This is a genomic window from Yersinia aleksiciae (genome assembly GCF_001047675.1).
GTDB lineage: Bacteria > Pseudomonadota > Gammaproteobacteria > Enterobacterales > Enterobacteriaceae > Yersinia > Yersinia aleksiciae.
In genome coordinates, this window is sequence record NZ_CP011975.1 from 1,494,726 (window position 1) to 1,516,746 (window position 22,021).

Consider the following 22,021-nt stretch of genomic DNA (forward strand, 5'->3'; position numbering starts at 1 on the left):
TCCACTGCAAAGCTAGCAGCGGATCTTAATCGCACCCATCCCATCTCAGGTTGGAAGGCTCTTACATCATCACCACGTCAAACTGTTCTTGGTTATACAGCGGCTCAATCTGAACTTTGACCTGCTTGCCGACGAAGATTTCCACCTCGGCCAGTGCATGAGACTCTTCGCCTTTCAGCGCTTCTCCCACCGCTGGGGAAGCATAGACCAAGAAGCGATCAGAATCGTAAGCGTGGTGAACACGGACAATTTCACGCAAGATTTCGTAGCATACAGTTTCCACTGATTTCACCGTGCCACGGCCACGGCAGGTCGGGCAATCATTGCATAAAACGTGCTCAATGCTCTCCCGCGTGCGCTTGCGCGTCATTTCGACTAAGCCTAGCTGAGAGAAACCATTAATACTGGTTTTTACTCGATCTTTACTCAGGGCCTGTTCCAATGAATGCAATACGCGCCGACGATGTTCTTCGTTGCTCATATCAATGAAATCAATAATGATAATCCCCCCCAGATTACGCATCCGCAGCTGGCGAGCGATAGCCTGAGTAGCCTCAATATTGGTATTGAAAATGGTTTCGTCAAGATTGCGGTGACCGACAAATGCACCGGTGTTGATATCCACGGTAGTCATGGCTTCTGTCTGGTCAATAATCAGGTAACCACCTGATTTTAATTCAACTTTACGTTCCAATGAGCGCTGGATTTCGTTTTCGACATCGTAAAGATCGAAAATCGGTTGCTTACCGGCGTACAGCTCCAGTTTTTCGGTCATTTCCGGAATATATTCGCTGGTAAACTCCACCAGCAAATCGTAAGTCAGTTTGGAATCGACACGGATTTTATCCAGCGCTGCTCCGGCAAAGTCGCGTAGCACACGCTGCGCCAACGCCATCTCGCCATACAGCTTATATTTGGTGATATTGCGTTTTTTGCGCTCCTGAACCTTGGTCCATAAGCGTTTAAGAAACGCTGCATCAGCCGATAACTCTTCTTCGCCAATGCCTTCAGCGGCCGTGCGGATGATAAAACCACCTTGCTCATCGCAATAGGCTGCCACGGTCTTTTTCAGCCGTTCGCGCTCAACTTCACTCTCAATACGCTGAGAAACGCCGACATGTGCAGCCCCCGGCATTAACACCAAATAGCGTGAAGGCAGGGTGATATCGGTGGTTAAACGTGCGCCTTTGGTGCCGAGGGGATCTTTCACCACCTGCACCATTAAATCCTGGCCCTGGCGAACCAGTTCAGCGATATCGCGCACATTGAAATTTTTCTGCTCATCCCCAGCCACGCATTCGGTGTGGGGCATGATATCGGAAGCATGGAGGAAGGCGGCCTTCTCCAGACCGATATCAACAAAAGCCGCTTGCATCCCCGGTAACACCCGGCTGACTCGGCCTTTGTAGATATTGCCAACAATCCCTCGTTTGGCTTCACGTTCGATATGTATCTCTTGCAGGATGCCACCATCAATGTAGGCAACCCGCGTTTCAGACGGGGTAATATTGACCAGTAATTCAGCTGTCATGTATTCCTCTCACATTACGTAGCGCAATGAAATTACTTAGTAATTCATGGGTTTCTACCAACGGCAGACCGACCACGGCATGATAACTGCCAGTGATGGACCTGACGAAACAACCACCTTTCCCCTGAATACCGTAAGCGCCCGCTTTGTCCATGGGTTCACCGGTAGCAATATAATTACTGATTTCCAACTGGGATAACACACGAAATGTCACATCTGTCACAACCATAGCAGATAACACGTCTTGCTGATCAGCCAGCGACACCGCCGTGATCACCTGATGTTGTTGTCCAGACAATGCACTCAGTATTTGCTGGGCATGTGCGGTATCCCGTGGTTTTTCTAAAACTTGCCCATTGAGCACCACGATGGTATCTGCCCCTAATACGGGTAGATCCTGTGGCGCGACCTTCACCCCTGCACGTGCTTTATCTTGCGCGAGACGCTGGACGTACTCTTGTGCGCTCTCTTCTGGCTGGCGTTGCTCTTCAACCTCTGTTTTCAGCACCTCAAACGGGACATCAAGCAGGGCTAACAATTCACGGCGACGCGGGGAACCAGATGCAAGGTACAGGGCGGTCATGAGTCTTAAGTCCTTATTGCACCGCAAATTGGCGGCGAATTTTACGCATTAACAAAAATAGCCAAGGCCAAAGAATGCCGTTAACTACACTACTCCAGAATACTTCAGGGCGGAATGAGACATTAATAACTAAGAACTCAGACCAAAACACCACAACATCCATGGTGAGCGAAAGTAGCATCACAATAAGTGCTTGCTGCCACAGCGCCATATTACGGAATAGCTGAAACTTAAACGCCACCAGATACGCGATGATACTCAGCGCCAGCGCCCGCACCCCGAGTGTTGAACCCAAAATAAGATCCATAATCAGCCCGAGAAAAAAACCAGTGCCAACATTCACACGGTGCGGTAATGCCATCACCCAATAGATTAAAACCAATGCCAGCCATGAAGGGCGGAACATATAAATTTGTTCAGGCCACGGCATAATTTGCAGCACCATGGCAATCAGGAAAGATAGCCAGATAACCCAACGGCCATTACTGCTGTAACGGTTCATGGCGAGACTCCCGGCGCAGTGATTGCGGTAGGTGCCGCAGCAGAAGGTGCTGGTGGCCCCACTGCATCAGCAGCAGGTAACACTTGCGACATCATGGGCGCGAGACGTTCGTTCGCCACACGGCGGACTTCATCAGGTGGCAAGGGGATATCGCCATTACGGTCAGCGCCCCACAAGAGCAACAGGTAACGTAAGCGTTGTAGATCAGCCGTCGGACGCGCTTGAATCACGGTATAAGCACGTTGGTTGTCAACTTTAACAGAAGAGACCACTGCGACCGGGTAACCTTCTGGGAAGCGACCACCCAAACCGGACGTCACTAACACATCACCAACGCGAATGTCTGTATTGCTGGGGAGGTGTTCCAGTAATAAGTCATCGGTACAACCACTCCCTGCGGCAATAACCCGAATATCATTTCGTAACACCTGAATAGGTAATGCGTGGGAAGCATCGCAAATCAATAATACGCGGCTGGTTAATTTACTTACCGCCACAACCTGGCCGACGACGCCCCGATCACTGATAACCGGCTGGCCTTCGTACACACCATTGTTAGAACCTTTATCGATAACGACTTGGTCACTATAAGGATCTGTCCCGCTGGACATCACCTGAGTCACCATTTTTTGTTCGTCCTGACGCAGCGGAGAACCCAGCAATTCACGTAAGCGATTATTTTCCTGCTTAAATTGCCCGAGTAGCTGTAAGTCAGTGTTTTTCAGTAATAACTCTTGGCGTAACGCACGGTTTTCCAGCCCGAGCTGGTCGCGAGTCGCCAGAGTTTCAGAAACATTGTCGAGAACTTTGCGTGGCCCATTGGCCAGAAAATAGAAAGGGCTAACTGCGGTGTCCATATAGGTGCGCACTTTAACAAACGTACCCAATCGGCTATCAGCGATAACCAAAACAATGGCAGCAAGTACGGCAAAGAACAACCGCAGTTGCAGGGATGGACCCCGGCTAAAAATCGGCTTCATAAATTATGCGTATTCCTCGACGACATGAGGAAGAAGCGCCAAACCTAAACCTATGCCCCACTTACCCTGAACATGAGTTTATTCGATCTGGCGTTTCTCCTTTTGGCTGACTATTCTTCGCTGAACAAATCGCCGCCATGCATGTCGATCATTTCCAACGCTTTACCACCGCCGCGCGCGACGCAGGTTAATGGATCTTCGGCTACCACCACTGGGATACCGGTCTCTTCCATCAGCAGGCGATCCAGGTTACGCAGCAATGCGCCACCACCGGTCAACACCATACCGCGCTCAGAGATGTCAGATGCCAGTTCCGGCGGACACTGTTCCAGAGCAACCATGACCGCGCTAACAATACCGGTCAGCGGCTCTTGCAGTGCTTCGAGGATCTCATTGGAGTTCAGGGTAAAGCCACGAGGTACACCTTCAGCAAGGTTACGGCCACGAACTTCAATTTCCAGAACTTCATCACCTGGATAAGCAGAACCGATGCTGTGTTTGATACGTTCGGCAGTCGCTTCACCAATCAGTGAACCATAGTTACGGCGCACATAATTAATGATGGCTTCATCAAAGCGGTCACCACCGATGCGAACAGAAGAGGAGTAAACCACGCCGTTCAGAGAGATAACGGCCACTTCTGTAGTCCCGCCACCAATATCCACAACCATTGAACCTGTTGCTTCAGAAACCGGCAGACCAGCACCAATTGCCGCAGCCATAGGCTCTTCAATCAGGAACACTTCACGAGCGCCAGCGCCCTGAGCAGATTCACGGATCGCACGGCGCTCAACCTGAGTGGCCCCGACCGGTACGCACACCAGTACGCGCGGACTTGGGCGCATAAAGCTGTTGCTATGAACTTGCTTGATAAAGTGCTGCAGCATCTTTTCGGTAACAAAGAAATCGGCGATAACGCCATCTTTCATTGGGCGAATAGCTGCGATATTACCGGGGGTGCGCCCTAGCATCTGTTTGGCTTCATGGCCCACAGCCGCAACGCTCTTCGGTGAACCGGCACGATCCTGGCGAATAGCAACCACTGAAGGTTCATTCAGTACAATGCCTTGTCCTTTAACATAAATAAGGGTATTGGCGGTACCCAAGTCGATGGACAAGTCGTTGGAAAACATGCCACGAAATTTCTTAAACATAACGAAAGGATAATCCTGCAAGCTGGGGGCGGAAAATAAAATCCGCCTACTTTACCAACCACACGAACCAGCGACAAGGCGCAAAAACGTCCCGATTCGGTGAAAAAGTAGCTGCGTTATTGACATATCGTTCCATTCAGAGTCCATACCGTTTGAAAAGGTTGAATAAAACCTTGGCACAACACGGATTCTGCGCAACGACCGGCGTAACACAGCACATAAAATCTAACATTTAACCTGATTCTCGCTGGAAGTAAGCGCCCACCAACGATTTACGGAAATGACGGACACATTCTACGTTAATTTTTGCTCAACGATCAGGCTAAACACGGCCTAATACGAATATTTTTTCTTTCCGGGATTCAAAGGCGTCGGTGGAGCAAAAAAATTGCCCTGTCCACCATAAATACCTTTCTCTTTCAGAGTTTGCCATTCTTCACGAGTAAGCACTTCTGCAGCAAAAACTTTTGCCTGCGTACCAACACAAGCACCGGTCAGACTTTCTACAAACAACTGATTTTCATAACGTAAATTGATATTTCTTACTAATCCCGGATGAAGTTTGATCATTTCAACCCGTAGGGACTTAATGTAAGAGGTGCTGACAACCGTCAATCCGGCCTGCGACACCATCACCTTGCAGCCCACGCCGAGCAATAAACGTATCATTGGATGGATTCGGTCGATATGTTGACACACATCGGCCTCTGCAAGTTCAAAGATAATTCGCGTTCTATCCGATTTTTTGCATTGTAATAGCGAATCCCGCAGCCAACGCTGGAAAGGACGCTGCAATAATGAATCAACGCAGATAGAAAATGCCAGAGTTTCGTCCGGCCATAAAGCTAATAAAGGAATTATCCGATCGATTTTTTGGCGGTCGTAGCGCTCAGCCAAGCCAAACAGTTGCACCAAGGGGGTAAATTCAGCCGCCAGCAGCTCTTGCTTACCATCAAAGATACGGCTGATGACCTCACGATGGTGGACCTTGCCGTCAATGGTAATGACCGGACGTTGATAAAGCCTTGGGCCACCGTTCGCCAGTGTTTGTTCCAATAAGGTACGCCATTTGACACTGCCACGCCCCCTTTCCGCCACTTGAGTATCGTAGACATACCAGCCATTTCCGCCATACATCGCCGCATTTCTGGTCGCTTGTCTGGCATTATCCATAATCTGTTCGGCTGACTCGCCACTGCGGTACGCCACAATCCCGATATGCAGCAAGGATTCACGATCAATAACCTGAGGTTCGGGTAACGTGCCGACCGCATGGATCAACTGTGCGGCCATGACATCGGCATATTTTAGGGTTTTATGCGGCAGCAATATGGCGATCTCATTTTGATAGTAACGCGCCAGTAATGCCGAGGGATGACGAGCAACAAAGGTAGAAAGCATGTTAAGCAGAGAATGCATCAGCTCTTGTACCAACTGATGGTCATCCGTTTCATTCAAGCGATCGAAGTCCGGCAGTTGCACCATCATCACGACCCCATGAGCACCGGACTCTTCCAGTTGCGTGGTCAGCTGATTATCAAAAAACTGCCGATTACTGAAACCGGTCTTGGCATCTTGCGCCGCAAAGGTGCGGATCAATGTATCAACACGGTTACGCTCTGCCCTCACCTCTGTCAGTTCCGCCAGTAGATGGTCAATGGCGCGGCTGGCACTGGGGGGCCATTCATGGCCTTCGCTGCGAATCGCGTGTTCACGCTCACCATTCAGGATACGTTTTGCTCGCCACTCCAATCTCTCTTGCCCGGAGGTCTGCTCACGTAGCCAACGAAAACTCAACCAAAGTGTCAGTGCGATCACCAGTGTTGCCAGCGACAAAATTGCCACAGCATACAGAGAGCGGGCATAGCTATTTAAGGGGTCAATATAGGTAAAATGCATCGATGCACCCGGTTGATGTAGCATCGGTATTATTAGGGTACGTTGCTTACTGTTGCTGTTCCAAGGTGTATAGATAGCGGGGAGTTTGAGATGGTACAAGGTACTGGTTTCGTTCTGAATAGTGACATCCACGACGCCAAGCGTTCGCATCATGATAGGCAGCCATTTGCGTTCATGTTCAGGCGGTTGCAGTAACAGCGACTGATCATAAGCCGTGACAATACTCTGGAGCCGCTGCTCCATTTTCTTCTGACATAGATAGAAGAAACTTATAGTGCTACCCAGTAGCACCAAACACATGGCCAATACGACCAGCAGTGTCATAAACGCAGAAAGTTTGGTTGTAAATCGCATCCCTTAGCCTTGCGAAGCGCATTAGAAGTAAAAAACTCAATTCCCTTGAGGAAAATACTATATGACAACACAGCTTATAACACTGCTTTTTTACTTCATAATGCGACAATAGCCCAATAACTCCACCATTTTCCCTGAAGTTCGGGAGTTCCTCTTTCAAGGATAGTCCTAGTCAAAATCAACGGCCTGATTTTTGTCCTTGATCAGGCTATAAGGTTGATGTTGTCGTTATATTGGCTCACTCTTAACTCATACTTTCCCTGTTTTTTGGAGTGCGATATGCGAGCGCTTGTTCTTGAGCAAACTGACGGCCGTACCACCGCAGAAGTGCGTGAAATCTCCCCCTCACAGTTGCCTGCCGGAAATGTCACGGTTGATGTTAATTGGTCCAGCCTGAATTATAAAGATGCGCTGGCCATCACGGGCAAAGGGAAGATCATTCGTGAATTCCCGATGGTTCCCGGCATTGATTTCGCGGGTACTGTTCACAGCAGCGAAGATCCGCGTTTTCACGTGGGTCAATCCGTGTTGCTGACCGGCTGGGGGGTCGGCGAAAACCACTGGGGCGGTTTGGCTGAACAAGCGCGTGTGAATGGCGACTGGCTAGTGCCCATGCCGGAAGGGCTGGAACCGCGTAAAGCGATGATTATCGGCACTGCGGGCTTTACTGCCATGTTGTGCGTCATGGCGCTGGAAGAGGGTGGCGTTACACCAGAAAGCGGAGAGGTGGTGGTCACCGGTGCCAGTGGCGGCGTGGGTAGCACCGCGATCGCCCTACTTTCTGCGCTGGGCTACCAGATTGCCGCGATTTCGGGTCGTGACAGTAACAGTGAATACCTGAAAAGTTTGGGTGCGCACCGAGTGTTATCCCGCAATGATTATCTCGATGCTTCGCGCCCGTTGGAAAAACAGCTGTGGGCAGGGGCTATTGATACCGTTGGCGACAAATTGCTGGCCAAAGTGCTGGCACAGATGAACTACAACGGCACTGTTGCAGCATGTGGGCTGGCGGGCGGTTACACACTGCCAACTACCGTGATGCCATTTATTCTGCGTAATGTGCGCTTGCAGGGGGTGGATTCAGTGATGACACCACAACCGCGCCGTCAGCAAGCCTGGCAGCGGCTGCTGAAGATCTTACCTGAAAGCTTCTATCAGCAAGCATCGCAATCCATCACCCTGGCCGATGCACCAACCATCGCCGCTCGTTTGCTGGCGAATGAAGTCACGGGCCGAACTTTGGTTAAAGTGCGCTGATTAGCTGTTTTCCTCATCAGCACTGTTTTTCTGATAAATACTGTTTTTGTGATAAATACTGCCGGGTGGGTATTACGCCCCCCGGTCTCTCCTCACCCTCATTGTAAGTATTTTTAAATTTCTCTTTGCTCTCTCGCACTTATCGCCATAAGCCGCCATGATTAATATCACTACGGTCAATATGACGCCCTGTTCGATGGAGTAACCCTATGCGCAACGTTTTATCTCACGCCAAAAATAACGTTTCCCGTACAAATGTTTCTCATGAAAATAATACGCCGCGCAAACTGACGGAAGCGGATGTCACTCCTGAGAGCATCTTTTACCAACGCCGTAAGGTATTGCAGGCATTGGGAATTACGGCCGCCGCGCTGGCGTTACCCACCTCAGCACAGGCCGATTTGCTGGCATGGTTTAAAGGCAACAATCGCCCCAAAGCCCCTTCAGGGAAACCACTGGAGTTTACCCAATCCGCCGCCTATCACCCCAATCTGGCGATGACGCCGGAAGATAAAGTGACTGGCTACAATAATTTCTATGAATTTGGCCTTGATAAGGCCGATCCCGCCGCCAATGCCGGCACCCTGAAAACGGAAGGCTGGCAAATCAAAATCGACGGTGAAGTGGCTAAGCCGATGACGCTGGATATGGATGATCTGATGAAGCGCTTCCCACTGGAGGAACGTATTTATCGTATGCGCTGCGTTGAAGCCTGGTCAATGGTGGTGCCGTGGATTGGTTTTGAACTGGGAAAACTGCTCAAGCTGGTTGAACCGACCAGCAATGCGCGCTACGTCGCATTCCAGACCCTCTATGCACCGGATCAGATGCCAGGGCAGGAAGATCGCTTTATTGGCGGTGGGCTGAAATATCCGTATGTCGAGGGGCTACGGCTGGATGAAGCAATGCACCCGCTAGCCTTCATGACGCTGGGTGTTTATGGCAAAGCGCTGCCGCCACAAAATGGCGCTCCGCTGCGGCTCATTACGCCGTGGAAGTATGGTTTTAAAGGGATAAAATCCATTGTTCACATCCGCCTGACCAATGATCAGCCCCCCACGACTTGGAATCTGAGTGCACCAAACGAGTATGGTTTTTATGCCAATGTGAACCCCCATGTGGACCATCCGCGCTGGTCACAAGCCACTGAGCGCTTTATCGGCTCTGGCGGCATCCTTGATGTACAGCGCCAGCCGACACTGCTGTTTAATGGCTATGCCGATCAAGTCGCATCGCTCTATCGCGGCCTGGATCTGAGGAAAAACTTCTGATGCGCCTCAGCCCGCAACACATTAAATGGCTCAAGGTGGCGATCTGGCTAGCGGCAGCACTGCCTTTTCTGTGGTTGGTTTTATCCGTCGATCAAGGCTGGTTCAGCGCCGATCCCGCCAAGGATATTCAGCATTTTACCGGCCGCATGACCCTTAAACTGTTATTGGCGACACTGCTGGTCACACCGCTGGCCCGCTATGGCAAACAACCGCTGCTGATCCGCTGTCGTCGCCTATTAGGTTTATGGTGCTTTGCTTGGGGCACGCTGCATTTAGTCAGCTATTCAGTGCTGGAACTGGGGCTAAGCAACATGAGTCTGCTCGGTCGTGAACTGGTCACCCGTCCCTACCTGACGCTAGGCATCATCAGCTGGCTAGTATTACTGTCACTGGCAGTGACCTCCACCTTATGGGCGCAACGAAAAATGGGAGCCAACTGGCAAAAGCTGCATAATTTGGTGTATGTTGTCGCCATTCTTGCACCAATTCATTATCTTTGGTCGGTCAAAACGCTGTCGCCCCTCCCCATTATTTATGCAGTGACGGCCGCCATATTACTGGCGCTACGCTACAAAAAATTTCGCCAATGGTGCCGCTAACAACTGGCATTTGTTGGTAGCGAATGCACAGTTCGGATTCTTTTCTATTGAATATCTTCGCTGATAAGACCAGTATTTAGCTGCTAATTGCTACGATATCATTATAATGCCCGACCTTAGTACCGATCGCAGTGTCAAATTCATCGTAAAAAGGTGACAAATCGGTGACATCAGGTTATTTTTTACGATGATGTACTAATTGCCGGAGATACCAGCACAATGTCGGATAAGTTTCACATTTTGCTTCTGAATGGCCCTAACTTGAATCTGCTTGGAACGCGCGAACCGGAAAAGTACGGTTCGACCACCTTGGCTGAGATTGTCAGCCAGTTAGAGACTCAAGCTCAGGAAATGGATGTCGCTCTTTCCCATTTGCAGTCAAATGCAGAACATGTGCTGATCGAGAGAATCCACCAGGCGCGGGGTAATACCGATTTTATCCTGATCAACCCGGCAGCGTTTACGCATACCAGCGTAGCACTGCGCGATGCATTGCTAAGCGTGGAGATCCCGTTTATCGAGATCCACCTGTCTAACGTGCACGCCAGGGAGCCTTTCCGTCATCACTCATATCTCTCTGATATCGCGGTTGGCATCATCTGCGGACTGGGTGCAGATGGCTACAACTTTGCTTTACAGGCAGCGGTAAATCGCTTGTCAAAATCCAACTAGACCCGAAATAATTCGAGTTGCAGGAAGGCGGAAACTGAGCGAATCCCTATGAGCTTACATAAGTAAGAGACTGGGGTGAACGAGGACAGCCAACACACATGCAACTTGAAGTATGCAGGGTATAATTGCCACACAAAAAGAGTACGGAATCACACTCATGGATATTCGTAAGATTAAGAAACTGATCGAACTGGTTGAAGAGTCCGGCATTTCAGAGCTGGAAATCTCAGAAGGCGAAGAGTCAGTACGTATCAGTCGTGCTCCCGCCGCACCAAACTACCCAATGATGCAACAGCCGTATGCGTTTGCTGCACCTCAGCAGCCAGCTCTGGCCGCCGCCGTCGCGCCAGCACCTGCTGCTGAAGTCGCTGCACCGGCAGCTATCAGCGGCCATATCGTGCGCTCCCCAATGGTCGGTACCTTCTACCGCACCCCGAGCCCGGATGCTAAAGCCTTCATTGAAGTAGGTCAGAAAGTTTCTGCTGGTGACACTCTTTGCATCGTTGAAGCGATGAAAATGATGAACCAAATCGAAGCAGATAAATCCGGTACTGTAAAAGCCATTCTGGTTGAAAACGGTCAACCGGTTGAATTCGACGAGCCTCTTGTCGTCATCGAGTAACGAGGCGTTCCATGCTTGATAAAATCGTAATCGCTAACCGTGGTGAGATTGCGCTGCGTATCCTGCGAGCTTGTAAAGAGCTGGGGATCAAAACTGTCGCAGTTCACTCCACGGCGGATCGTGATCTTAAACATGTGTTATTGGCTGACGAGACTGTCTGTATCGGTCCCGCGCCTTCTGTTAAAAGCTATCTGAACATCCCGGCAATCATTTCTGCTGCTGAGATCACCGGCGCGGTGGCTATTCACCCCGGCTATGGTTTCCTGTCTGAAAATGCTGATTTTGCCGAACAGGTAGAACGTTCAGGTTTCATCTTTATCGGGCCACGTGCCGAAACCATTCGCCTGATGGGCGATAAAGTTTCCGCCATCAGCGCGATGAAGAAAGCGGGTGTCCCTTGCGTACCCGGCTCCGACGGCCCGCTGACCGACGACACCACCAAGAACAAAGCCTTTGCCAAACGTATCGGTTATCCGGTCATCATCAAGGCATCTGGCGGCGGCGGTGGTCGTGGTATGCGTGTGGTTCGCCACGATAAAGATCTTGAGCAATCCATTAACATGACCCGTGCGGAAGCCAAAGCGGCTTTCAATAACGACATGGTTTATATGGAAAAGTACCTTGAGAATCCACGTCATATCGAAATTCAGATTTTGGCTGACGGTCAGGGTAGCGCTATCTATCTGGCTGAGCGCGACTGTTCTATGCAGCGCCGCCACCAGAAAGTGGTCGAAGAAGCACCAGCACCAGGCATCACTGGCGAGATGCGCCGTTATATCGGCGAACGCTGTGCAAAAGCTTGCGTGGAGATCGGCTATCGTGGTGCAGGGACTTTCGAGTTCTTGTATGAAAACGGCGAGTTCTATTTCATCGAAATGAACACCCGTATTCAGGTTGAGCACCCGGTTACCGAGATGATCACCGGTGTCGATTTGATCAAAGAACAGTTGCGTATCGCTGCTGGCCAACCTCTCTCCATCAAACAAGATGAAGTGAAAGTCCATGGTCACGCCGTCGAGTGTCGTATCAACGCCGAAGATCCAAATACCTTCCTGCCAAGTCCGGGTAAAATTACCCGTTTCCATGCGCCGGGCGGTTTTGGTGTTCGTTGGGAGTCTCATATTTACGCCGGTTATACTGTGCCGCCATATTATGACTCCATGATCGGCAAGCTGATTACTTACGGTGAAAACCGTGATGTGGCAATTGCTCGCATGAAAAATGCGCTGGCAGAACTCATTATCGATGGCATCAAAACCAACGTTGAGTTGCAGCAACGCATCATGAACGACGAAAACTTCCAGCACGGTGGCACCAATATCCACTATCTGGAGAAGAAACTCGGGTTACAAGAAACCTGATTTTTCGCCCTTCAAACATTTCGTCTTTATATATCAGGCCGGTTAATCATCGGCCTTTTTTCTTTTTAAACTTTCTTTCGGCTTAGATACCCTAAATAATTGGCCCAACTACCATGTGGCAAACGAATGAAATCCGATAAATCAATTCGGGTAGCGGGAGCGGCCAAGCTAACAACGCCGTAGCGCCAAGTACGAAGAAATTACCCAAAGTAATTGGTGTTACAGCTAGGCAGCAAACGAGCGCATCCCGATGAGCTGACTCACGTCAGTGATTCGGGTGGGTGAAAGCAGCTAACAACGCCGTAGCGCCAAGTACGAAGGGTATGGGAGGACAAATTGGAAACAAGATTCCTACAGGCAAACAAAGAAGCGCGCTGGGCCTTTGGCTTAACGCTGGCTTATCTGGTTGGCTGGATAATAACAGCGTATTTCCCGGGTAATCTCCCCGGTATGAGTGGCTTGCCCGCCTGGTTTGAAGCTGCCTGTATTGCACTGCCGCTGCTGTTTATCGGGCTATGTTGGCTGATGGTACGCGTGATTTTCCGTGATATCCCACTGGGGGACGACGATGCAAACTGATGTCATCCTGCCATTAGTGGGCTATTTGGCGATGGTATTTGGCTTATCTATTTATGCTTATACCCGCCGCCAAACTGGGAATTTTCTCAATGAATACTTCATCGGCAATCGCTCGATGGGGGGATTCGTATTGGCAATGACCCTAACCGCCACCTATATCAGCGCCAGCTCATTCATCGGCGGGCCGGGTGCGGCCTATAAATATGGCCTCGGCTGGGTCTTGTTGGCGATGATCCAACTGCCCGCGGTCTGGTTGTCGTTGGGTGTTTTAGGTAAGAAATTTGCTATTTTGGCGCGCCGTTATAATGCCGTGACCCTCAACGACATGCTGTATGCCCGCTATCAGAGCCGCTTACTGGTGTGGCTGGCCAGTCTCAGTCTGCTGGTGGCGTTTGTCGGAGCCATGACGGTGCAGTTTATCGGCGGCGCGCGCTTGCTGGAGACCGCCGCTGGCATCCCCTATGACACCGGCTTATTGATCTTCGGCGTCAGTATCGCGCTCTATACCTCTTTTGGCGGCTTCCGCGCCAGTGTATTGAATGATGCCCTGCAAGGGCTGGTGATGTTGATCGGCACCATTTTGCTGTTAGTGGCGGTGATCCATGCCGCAGGCGGTCTGCATAAAGCGGTCGAGACACTGCAACATATCGATCCGGCGCTGGTTTCCCCACAAGGGGGCGATCAGATCTTGGATGTGCCATTTATGGCCTCATTCTGGATCTTGGTCTGCTTTGGAGTGATTGGTCTGCCACATACTGCCGTACGATGCATTTCGTATCGTGATAGCAAAGCGGTGCATCGCGGTATTATCATCGGCACCATTGTGGTGGCGATCCTGATGTTCGGTATGCATCTGGCGGGTGCACTCGGGCGGGCGATCCTGCCGGATCTGAAGATCCCCGATCAAGTGATCCCAACACTGATGATCACTGTCCTCCCCCCTTTTGCGGCGGGGATCTTTTTGGCGGCACCGATGGCGGCAATTATGTCGACCATCAATGCCCAACTGCTGCAATCCTCCGCCACTATCGTGAAAGATCTGTACCTCAATCTGAGGCCGGCGCAGTTGAAGAATGAGGGGAAACTGAAGCGCATTTCCAGCATGTCGACACTGATCCTCGGGCTACTGCTGCTGCTTGCCGCCTGGCGTCCACCAGAGATGATTATCTGGCTGAACCTACTGGCCTTTGGTGGCTTGGAGGCGGTATTCCTCTGGCCATTGGTGCTGGGGCTGTACTGGGAACGCGCCAATGCCCACGGAGCCCTTAGCTCAATGATTGTCGGTGCGGTATGCTATACAGTACTGGCCAGTTTCAACATTAAAATTGCCGGCCTGCACCCAATAGTGCCTTCGCTGGTGCTCAATCTGCTGGCGTTTTATATCGGTAATCAGTTTGGCGATCGGGCACGAGCGCGAAAGCCAGTGACCGTCAGCGCTGAATAAGTCGCTATATGCCGGTATTATTTACCGAAACCTAATTAAGAAAAACCGATCCAAAAGCGTAAGTTAAGGATCGGTTTTGGAAGAGAAAAGTTATGCCTTGGATCCAATTGAAGTTAAACACCACCGGTAATCAGGCCGAATCACTTGGCGATGTGCTGATTGAGAGTGGCGCGGTCTCTGTCACGTTTCAGGATACCCACGATAATCCGGTATTTGAGCCGCTGCCGGGGGAAACGCGTCTGTGGGGCGATACCGATGTTATCGGTCTGTATGATGCAGAAACCGATATGGCCGCAGTGGTTGCCATGCTGGAATACAACCCGCAACTCGGTAAAGGTTTCATCCATAAAATTGAGCAGTTGGAAGACAAAGATTGGGAACGTGAATGGATGGATAACTTCCATCCGATGCGTTTTGGCGAACGCCTGTGGATCTGCCCAAGCTGGCGTGATGTGCCCGACCCTACCGCCGTTAACGTGATGCTCGACCCCGGTCTGGCGTTTGGGACTGGGACTCACCCAACCACCGCATTATGCCTGCAATGGCTCGACGGCCTCGATCTGGCGGGTAAAACCCTTATCGACTTCGGTTGCGGTTCTGGCATCCTGGCGATTGCGGCGCTAAAACTCGGTGCAGCGCACGCTATCGGCATTGATATCGATCCGCAGGCCATTCAGGCCAGTCGTGATAACGCACAGCGTAATGGCGTTTCAGAGCGTTTGGCGCTATATCTGGCAAAAGACCAACCGGCTGACTTATCCGCTGACGTAGTGGTTGCCAATATTTTGGCGGGTCCGCTACGGGAACTGGCACCCCTGATTAGCGTCTTACCAGTTGCTGGCGGCCACCTTGGCCTGTCAGGCGTGTTGGCAACGCAAGCGGCGGGTGTCGCTGAGGCTTACGAGGACAAGTTCACCCTCGACCCAGTGGCCGAGAAAGAAGAGTGGTGTCGCATTACGGGCGTGCGTAAGTCATAGCATAACCAGCAAGATCCCCTGCTATTGTTATGGGATAACAGCAGGGGGTGTTCTCCCGCCATTCAAACCAGCACTTCCTATCACCTTACCGCACACGATTTTTAGCCAAAATGAGATACCAGACACATTTTAATCTGTGCTTTATCGTTGATTTGATGAATAAATCAGCACTTTCGACCAAGGTTATGTTGCGTTACCAGTCAATAATGATGTTGTTTAGTAGAAAACACTAAAGCGCACAAATTAACCAATTATCTTTAACATCATGTTATATATGAATAAATATTTAATTAGCCAAGATTGAGTCGCAATTTACTGCTCTTTTTTCATCAATTGGTCAAAGTTTGGCCTTTCATCTGGGCGCAAAAATGCGTAATATACGCGCCCTTACGGACACAGTGTGGTCATTCTTTGTCTATGCGTATTGGACACTTCCAGCTTACAAATTGCCTGATTGCCGCCCCGATGGCCGGTATAACAGACCGCCCCTTCAGAGCACTATGTCATGGCATGGGGGCTGGGATGGCAGTATCTGAAATGCTCTCCTCGAATCCTGAGGTATGGCGGACGGATAAGTCGCGTTTGCGCATGGTTCATAGTGATGAGCCTGGAATTCGTACCGTGCAAATTGCCGGTAGCGACCCAGATGATATGGCGGCGGCTGCCCGAATTAATGTGGCAAACGGTGCCCAAATCATCGATATCAATATGGGATGTCCGGCCAAGAAAGTGAACCGCAAGCTGGCAGGATCTGCATTGTTGCAGCATCCGGATCTGGTCAAACAGATCCTCTCCGCAGTCGTCAACGCGGTAGATGTGCCAGTGACGCTGAAGATCCGGACGGGTTGGTCGCCAGAACACCGTAACTGTATAGAAATTGCCCAACTGGCCGAAAATTGTGGTATACAAGCCCTGACGATTCATGGCCGAACTCGTTCTTGCCTGTTTAATGGTGAGGCGGAATACGACAGCATTCGGGCAGTTAAGCAGACTGTTTCCATTCCCGTTATCGCGAATGGTGACATCACTGACCCGCATAAAGCCAGAGCGGTGCTTGACTACACTGGAGCTGATGCTCTGATGATAGGACGTGCCGCTCAGGGAAGACCTTGGATCTTCCGGGAAATCCAGCACTACCTGGACACTGGGGAGTTGCTGCCACCGATGCCACTTGGCGAAGTGCAGCGCTTGTTAAATGGGCATATACGGGAATTGCACGACTTTTATGGTCCAGGCAAGGGATTTCGTATTGCACGTAAGCACGTCTCTTGGTATCTGCAAGAGCACGCCCCTAACGACCAGTTTCGGCGCACATTCAACGCCATTGAGGATGCCAGCGAACAGCTGGAGGCGTTGGAGGCATATTTCGAAAATCTTGCGTAAACAGAAAAAAGAGCTGACAGAACTATGTTCGAACAACGCGTAAATTCTGACGTACTGACCGTTGCAACCGTAAATTCACAAGATCAGGTGACTCAAAAGCCTTTGCGTGACTCGGTTAAACAAGCACTGAAGAACTATTTTGCTCAACTGAATGGTCAGGATGTGAGTGACCTGTATGAGTTGGTACTGGCTGAAGTTGAACAGCCATTGTTGGACATGGTGATGCAATACACCCGTGGCAACCAAACCCGTGCTGCCCTGATGATGGGCATCAACCGTGGCACGCTGCGTAAGAAATTGAAAAAATACGGCATGAACTGATACTAGTCAGTTAAGATGTTGTTTAAAAAGGCGTTATCCTTAATTGGCTAGCGCCTTTTTTATTGAAATGACTACACCAATGACTACAAATATTAGTGAACGATATTAAACAAAATAACTATTGAACTCTAACTTAGACTGTAAACTAAAGTGAGTTACCTTAAAAAAACCACTTTGTAAACCATATACCTGCTTTAGGTATCATTTTTGGATGTAACCATATGTTAGATATTAAGTACCTTCTGATATACTGATGCGAACACAATTTACATAGGCACTTTTTAGGAGGCGATTTGAGGAAAAGAAAGCTGGAGCAGATGAATGTTCAGGTCTCAAATATTACTTTAAATGGAAATTATTTCAAGGTGGTAATATATTCTTGCTAAACTAATTCATAGTTAATGCACTCACTTAGATTTACAATCGTAAAACATAAAGGAGATGTTCATGGCATCGGCAGTATTAGCAAAAAGAATCGGACGTAGAATATTCGAAACATACTCAGAATTTATATACAAAGATGATATAGCAGCCCACGATAAAGAACGAGATATAAAAATAACATCACGCTGTATTGCTGCTTTTGCAATAGATGCGTTCGGTGAAACGAATGATCATAAACAAGCTGGCTTTAGCGTATGTGATGGTTTTGATGATAATGGAATTGATGCTTTATATGTAAATCATGCTTTAAAAACCATGGTAATAGTTCAGTCAAAATATGATCAACAAGCTTCCGGCTCTATCGCTATTACCGATTTCTTACGATTCAAAGATTCGTGTACTGAATTAATGGATGAAAAATTCAATCTCTTTAATAAATTATTGAAGAGATTTCAATCTGATATTCATGAGGCCATCACTAATTTTGACTATAAAATATTGTGTGTATATGCCTATACGGGAAAAAAAGAATTAAGTGATGACGTAAACCGACGGATTACTGATTGGGAAAAAGAAATTAACGCTAGTATGGGTGCTGAAAATATCGATGATAGAGACACTTATATAGTACGAGTAATTCCATTTTCACTAGAGGATATGGTTTCCTATCTTAGAAAAGAATCATCTCATAGCGTTGTATTGGAAAACGTTGAGCTTCTACAATATGGTATGACAACAGAACCTTATGAAGCTGTATTTGGGATTATATCTGGGATACAACTTGCCGACTGGTGGGAAACATATGCTGATAAACTATTAGAAAAAAATATTCGTGGTGTACTAGGCGGTAAAACTGATGTAAACCTATCAATTAAAGATACACTTAATACTTCACCTGAAAAATTCTGGTATTTTAACAACGGAATAACAGTGCTGGTTGAAGATATAAAGAAAAAGGAAAGAAAGAGAGCTAGTATTGTAAGAGACTCAGGAAACTTCAATTTCAAAAATGCAAGTATAATTAATGGAGCTCAAACATTAAGTACTATCGGAATGAATGCGGATAGTATAGATGAAGGTTTTCTAGAAACAGTTAAGGTTCCAATAAGGTTCATAAAAATTGCTGGTGATGATAACTTTGCGGAGTTAGTTACTAGAGCAAATAACCATCAAAATAGGGTTACAGGCCGAGACTTTGCATCTCAGGATCCAGAACAAATAAGAATACAGAATGAAATATTTGTTGAAAGAAACTTTAAGTATAATATTCATCGACAAGACTTTGTTGATAACTTGACTGATTCTGTGATCGATCTAGATGAAGCTCTTTCTGCAATAGTTTGTTTCTTAGGGGATGAACGCCTTTTGGCAACATTGAAATCAAGTCGAGGTCGTTTTTACGATAATCTCTCTGGTGGTATTTATAGGAATGTATTTAATCCAACTGTGAGTGGGATTTTCACAATAAACGTTGTCACTTTATATCGAGAAATAGCCAAAGAAATAACGAGAGAAACCCGAAACTCCACGGGGAAACTAAATGCTATATTAACTCATGGAAATTATGCTATAGCTGCTTTAGTAATGAATAACTATAATATTAAAAAGGATACTAGAGATATTATTGATTTTGATCTCACCAAAATCCCACCTCTTGTAAAAAACATTTCAAACTCAACAACGGAGTACATTATGGTTCATCATCCCGAATGCTATATAGCTCGTTTCTTCCAAAACAAGGAAAAGATCAAAGAGATTTTGACTCAAACTGAGTTTTCCACAACAATATGAATTAGCATTTGGCAGGTAGATTACCTGCCAAATATATTTTTCTAAAAGCTGTATAACTCAATTTCAGTTATTCCTTCTTTCATGGTTCATAATGTTATCAAATTAGATGCCATTGAATATTTTAAGACGCTGTTGCTGTTCTTCACTCAGGGTATACGCAAAATCTTCATGCTCAATCTGGTAGGTGCCAAAGCTCATCAGGAAGGCAATAGCTGGGTCTATCTTGTTGGCGGCTTTCTTCTTGTTCGGCTTGATATTGGCGTTTGCGTCAGTTTCCATCACAACGTTGCTCATCGCCCAGGCTAAGACCGGATCGCCATTGTGCTGTATCACCTTGCGGTTAACGAATACCTCGGCAGACTTGGCAACCGGGCTAAATTTCATGTAGGTCTGCGGGAACGGCTCGACATCCAGACCGGCACCCTGTAGCTGTGTTCTCAGATGAGTGGCATTCCACGTATCAAACCCCGTTAGCTTGATATTGAACCGCTGACTATCAGCCAACACATCATCACGGATGCGGTCATAATCGATACAGTCGCCCGGTGTGGGGCGTATCCAGCCACTTTTAACCCATTGCCGATATATAGCCCGGTTCTTATTGGCGGCATTATTCAACTGGGCTTCGGGGATATAGTGACGGGTAAGTAGCAATACGCAGTTCTCAACCGGGAACGAGTAGCACACACTGGTAATATCGCTGGTTGAAGACAGATCTAACCCGGCGTAACACTCCAGACCGGCTAAATCATCCTCGCTGTAATCGGCTTTACAGGCATCCCATGCACCGGCTCCCATCCACGGCGTTTCGCCCTGACACCAGATATTAAAACGCTTTGTCAGCATTTCGACCCATTGCGAAGGAATGCCCCGCGCCTTATTGATGGTGTCAGTCAGTGCCGTAACATCAACAGAAACGCCCAGATTAGGGTTAGCCTTAATCCAGTGTTCCGGCTGCTCAACTTCGCTCTCGTCGTCCAGCTCGTAGATCAAGGCAAACAACGATTCGTTTTGTTCTTCACCGGCCAATATCTGGCAGCAATAATCATAATGTTGCTTGCAGGCTGAAACCACGTTACTACCCGCTGTGGTGATAGCAAAGAGTATCCCTTCTGGCCGGGCACCCATTCCCAACTCAAGCGCTGAATAAACGGCGTTATCCGGGTGAAGATGGTACTCATCCACCACCGCCAGACTGGGATTCGTCCCTTCAATGGTCGAGGCTTTGGAGGCCAGTGGCTTTAACAGGCTGTTGGTTTTGGCATAAATCATTTTGTGCTGCTGGATAGTAAGGCGCTTTCTCAAGGGCTTTGAGATAAGGTTCATCTGACGGGCATCATCAAACACGATACGCGCCTGATCACGACTCACGGCGGCGGTGTAGATATCCTGCTGGCCCGGTTCCATCACCAGAAACCAGTTAGCCAGAATAGCGGCTACCGTTGATTTGGCATTCTTGCGGGGTACCTGAATGTAAGCACTGCGGTACTTCCTGCGGCCTGTCGCTGCCACCTTGAAGCCTAACAGACAGGCAAAGGCGAACTGTTGCCACGGCTCCAGCTCGATAGGCTGGCCCCGTAATGGACCTTTGACGTGGGGGCAAAGGTGAGAGAAGGCAATAAAGCGCTCTACAGTGGCACTGTCGAACGCATAAAGTGGGTTGTTTAGGTCGTTAAAGTAACGATTTACCGCTTGTTTTAGCCGCTCACAGGCGGGTATTTTGCCACTTTGCACCTCCAGTGCGTACTGATTATAAGCGGTCAAGCGCGTCTTCCTCATCAACTTCCACCGGATTACGACGGCGAGACACTGGATCAAAGCCCATCAGCGAGGACATTTTTATCATGATTTTTTCGGCGTCAGACTTGGCTTTCAAGGCGGGGTTGGTCGTGGTGGCACCACGTGAACCTTCAACCGAAAAACCATGCGTCGCAAGGTCTGCCACGGCGCGGCGGTACATCGAGTAGTTGAGGCAATACAATTCAAGGTTACGCCAGTCAGCATCAATCAGATCGCCGCGCTCCATCAATTGCTTTGCTCTTGCCTTCCACTCGACGGTAGCAATCTCATCTAAATAAGTGGGGGCTTTGGGTGGTCTAGCCATAAATTGCTGTTTCCTGTGCCTTTACTGCTACGAAAAAAAGTGCCGCGCATAAAAATTTGAGGGGGCGGGTGGTTCCAGCGGAGAGGAGTTTTGTCCTCAAACCTCCCCCACCCCTTGCCCTGCGCCTCGTCACCGGTTTCGAAATGAATCCATGATGTCCCGATCACGCTGTGATGTGCGCCGCGTCATGGCTTGCTCTGGCGTTTTATTATGTGTCCGCTTGAACCTTTCACGGCTATTAATCAGTGACTTA

The 22,021-nt window shown here is 48.8% G+C and carries 20 protein-coding genes; 12 read left to right on the forward strand and 8 right to left on the reverse strand.

What is annotated here, in order from left to right:
* Nucleotides 1-61 precede the first annotated feature (61 nt).
* The 6 genes from rng to csrD all read right to left on the reverse strand — a co-directional run bounded on the left by rng (nt 62) and on the right by csrD (nt 7,003).
* Nucleotides 62-1,531 carry a ribonuclease G gene (gene rng, locus ACZ76_RS06875; RefSeq protein ID WP_048617993.1) on the reverse strand — a complete coding sequence of 490 codons (1,470 nt, stop codon included), beginning with the start codon at nt 1,529-1,531 and terminating at the stop codon, nt 62-64.
* A complete protein-coding gene (locus ACZ76_RS06880; RefSeq protein WP_048617995.1) occupies nt 1,521-2,114 on the reverse strand; it encodes a Maf family protein in 594 nt (197 codons plus the stop codon). The genes rng and ACZ76_RS06880 overlap by 11 nt, the downstream gene beginning before the upstream one ends.
* Before the next feature lie 13 nt (nt 2,115-2,127).
* The gene (gene mreD, locus ACZ76_RS06885; protein ID WP_048617997.1) at nt 2,128-2,616 is read right to left on the reverse strand and encodes a rod shape-determining protein MreD; all 489 of its coding nucleotides are present in this window, start codon (nt 2,614-2,616) and stop codon (nt 2,128-2,130) included.
* Entirely contained in the window at nt 2,613-3,596 is a 984-nt protein-coding gene (gene mreC, locus ACZ76_RS06890; protein WP_048617999.1) for a rod shape-determining protein MreC, read from the reverse strand. The genes mreD and mreC overlap by 4 nt, the downstream gene beginning before the upstream one ends.
* A 110-nt stretch (nt 3,597-3,706) precedes the next feature.
* Nucleotides 3,707-4,750 carry a rod shape-determining protein MreB gene (gene mreB, locus ACZ76_RS06895; RefSeq protein WP_004875762.1) on the reverse strand — a complete coding sequence of 348 codons (1,044 nt, stop codon included), beginning with the start codon at nt 4,748-4,750 and terminating at the stop codon, nt 3,707-3,709.
* A 333-nt stretch (nt 4,751-5,083) separates the two neighbouring features.
* The gene (csrD, locus tag ACZ76_RS06900) at nt 5,084-7,003 is read right to left on the reverse strand and encodes an RNase E specificity factor CsrD (protein WP_048618001.1); all 1,920 of its coding nucleotides are present in this window, start codon (nt 7,001-7,003) and stop codon (nt 5,084-5,086) included.
* 279 nt (nt 7,004-7,282) lie between these two features.
* Here csrD and acuI point away from each other — a divergent pair, with 279 nt between their 5' ends.
* The 12 genes from acuI to ACZ76_RS06960 all read left to right on the forward strand — a co-directional run bounded on the left by acuI (nt 7,283) and on the right by ACZ76_RS06960 (nt 19,664).
* The gene (gene acuI / locus ACZ76_RS06905) at nt 7,283-8,260 is read left to right on the forward strand and encodes an acrylyl-CoA reductase (NADPH) (RefSeq protein ID WP_048618003.1); all 978 of its coding nucleotides are present in this window, start codon (nt 7,283-7,285) and stop codon (nt 8,258-8,260) included.
* A 209-nt stretch (nt 8,261-8,469) separates the two neighbouring features.
* Nucleotides 8,470-9,531: a protein-methionine-sulfoxide reductase catalytic subunit MsrP gene (gene msrP, locus ACZ76_RS06910; protein WP_048618005.1), complete on the forward strand. Its 1,062-nt coding sequence runs from the start codon at nt 8,470-8,472 to the stop codon at nt 9,529-9,531.
* Complete coding sequence (gene msrQ, locus ACZ76_RS06915) at nt 9,531-10,130, forward strand: protein-methionine-sulfoxide reductase heme-binding subunit MsrQ (protein ID WP_048618007.1); 600 nt, start codon at nt 9,531-9,533, stop codon at nt 10,128-10,130. The genes msrP and msrQ overlap by 1 nt, the downstream gene beginning before the upstream one ends.
* A 219-nt stretch (nt 10,131-10,349) precedes the next feature.
* Nucleotides 10,350-10,802 (forward strand): type II 3-dehydroquinate dehydratase, encoded by a 453-nt coding sequence (aroQ, locus tag ACZ76_RS06920; RefSeq protein ID WP_048618009.1) that lies wholly within the window; start codon nt 10,350-10,352, stop codon nt 10,800-10,802.
* A gap of 157 nt (nt 10,803-10,959) precedes the next feature.
* On the forward strand, nt 10,960-11,424 hold the full coding sequence (gene accB, locus ACZ76_RS06925) for an acetyl-CoA carboxylase biotin carboxyl carrier protein (RefSeq protein ID WP_048618011.1): 465 nt from the start codon (nt 10,960-10,962) through the stop codon (nt 11,422-11,424).
* A gap of 11 nt (nt 11,425-11,435) precedes the next feature.
* The gene (gene accC, locus ACZ76_RS06930) at nt 11,436-12,785 is read left to right on the forward strand and encodes an acetyl-CoA carboxylase biotin carboxylase subunit (protein WP_005271359.1); all 1,350 of its coding nucleotides are present in this window, start codon (nt 11,436-11,438) and stop codon (nt 12,783-12,785) included.
* Nucleotides 12,786-13,121: 336 nt separating this feature from the next.
* Nucleotides 13,122-13,364: a YhdT family protein gene (locus ACZ76_RS06935; RefSeq protein WP_048618015.1), complete on the forward strand. Its 243-nt coding sequence runs from the start codon at nt 13,122-13,124 to the stop codon at nt 13,362-13,364.
* Nucleotides 13,354-14,808 (forward strand): sodium/pantothenate symporter, encoded by a 1,455-nt coding sequence (gene panF / locus ACZ76_RS06940; RefSeq protein WP_048618016.1) that lies wholly within the window; start codon nt 13,354-13,356, stop codon nt 14,806-14,808. Before ACZ76_RS06935 ends, panF begins: the two co-directional genes overlap by 11 nt.
* A gap of 92 nt (nt 14,809-14,900) precedes the next feature.
* The gene (gene prmA / locus ACZ76_RS06945) at nt 14,901-15,785 is read left to right on the forward strand and encodes a 50S ribosomal protein L11 methyltransferase (RefSeq protein ID WP_048618018.1); all 885 of its coding nucleotides are present in this window, start codon (nt 14,901-14,903) and stop codon (nt 15,783-15,785) included.
* A 417-nt stretch (nt 15,786-16,202) separates the two neighbouring features.
* Entirely contained in the window at nt 16,203-17,168 is a 966-nt protein-coding gene (gene dusB, locus ACZ76_RS06950) for a tRNA dihydrouridine synthase DusB (protein ID WP_050125812.1), read from the forward strand.
* 24 nt (nt 17,169-17,192) lie between these two features.
* Nucleotides 17,193-17,489, forward strand: coding sequence for a DNA-binding transcriptional regulator Fis (fis, locus tag ACZ76_RS06955; protein WP_002210061.1), 297 nt, complete (start codon nt 17,193-17,195; stop codon nt 17,487-17,489).
* A 447-nt stretch (nt 17,490-17,936) separates the two neighbouring features.
* Nucleotides 17,937-19,664 (forward strand): AIPR family protein, encoded by a 1,728-nt coding sequence (locus ACZ76_RS06960; RefSeq protein ID WP_048618020.1) that lies wholly within the window; start codon nt 17,937-17,939, stop codon nt 19,662-19,664.
* Nucleotides 19,665-19,766: 102 nt separating this feature from the next.
* Here the strand turns inward: ACZ76_RS06960 and ACZ76_RS06965 are convergent, their stop codons facing one another.
* Both ACZ76_RS06965 and ACZ76_RS06970 read right to left on the reverse strand, forming a co-directional pair.
* Entirely contained in the window at nt 19,767-21,428 is a 1,662-nt protein-coding gene (locus ACZ76_RS06965; protein WP_048618022.1) for a terminase large subunit, read from the reverse strand.
* The gene (locus ACZ76_RS06970; protein ID WP_048618025.1) at nt 21,415-21,768 is read right to left on the reverse strand and encodes a phage terminase small subunit P27 family; all 354 of its coding nucleotides are present in this window, start codon (nt 21,766-21,768) and stop codon (nt 21,415-21,417) included. Before ACZ76_RS06970 ends, ACZ76_RS06965 begins: the two co-directional genes overlap by 14 nt.
* Between the last annotated feature and the right edge of the window lie 253 nt (nt 21,769-22,021).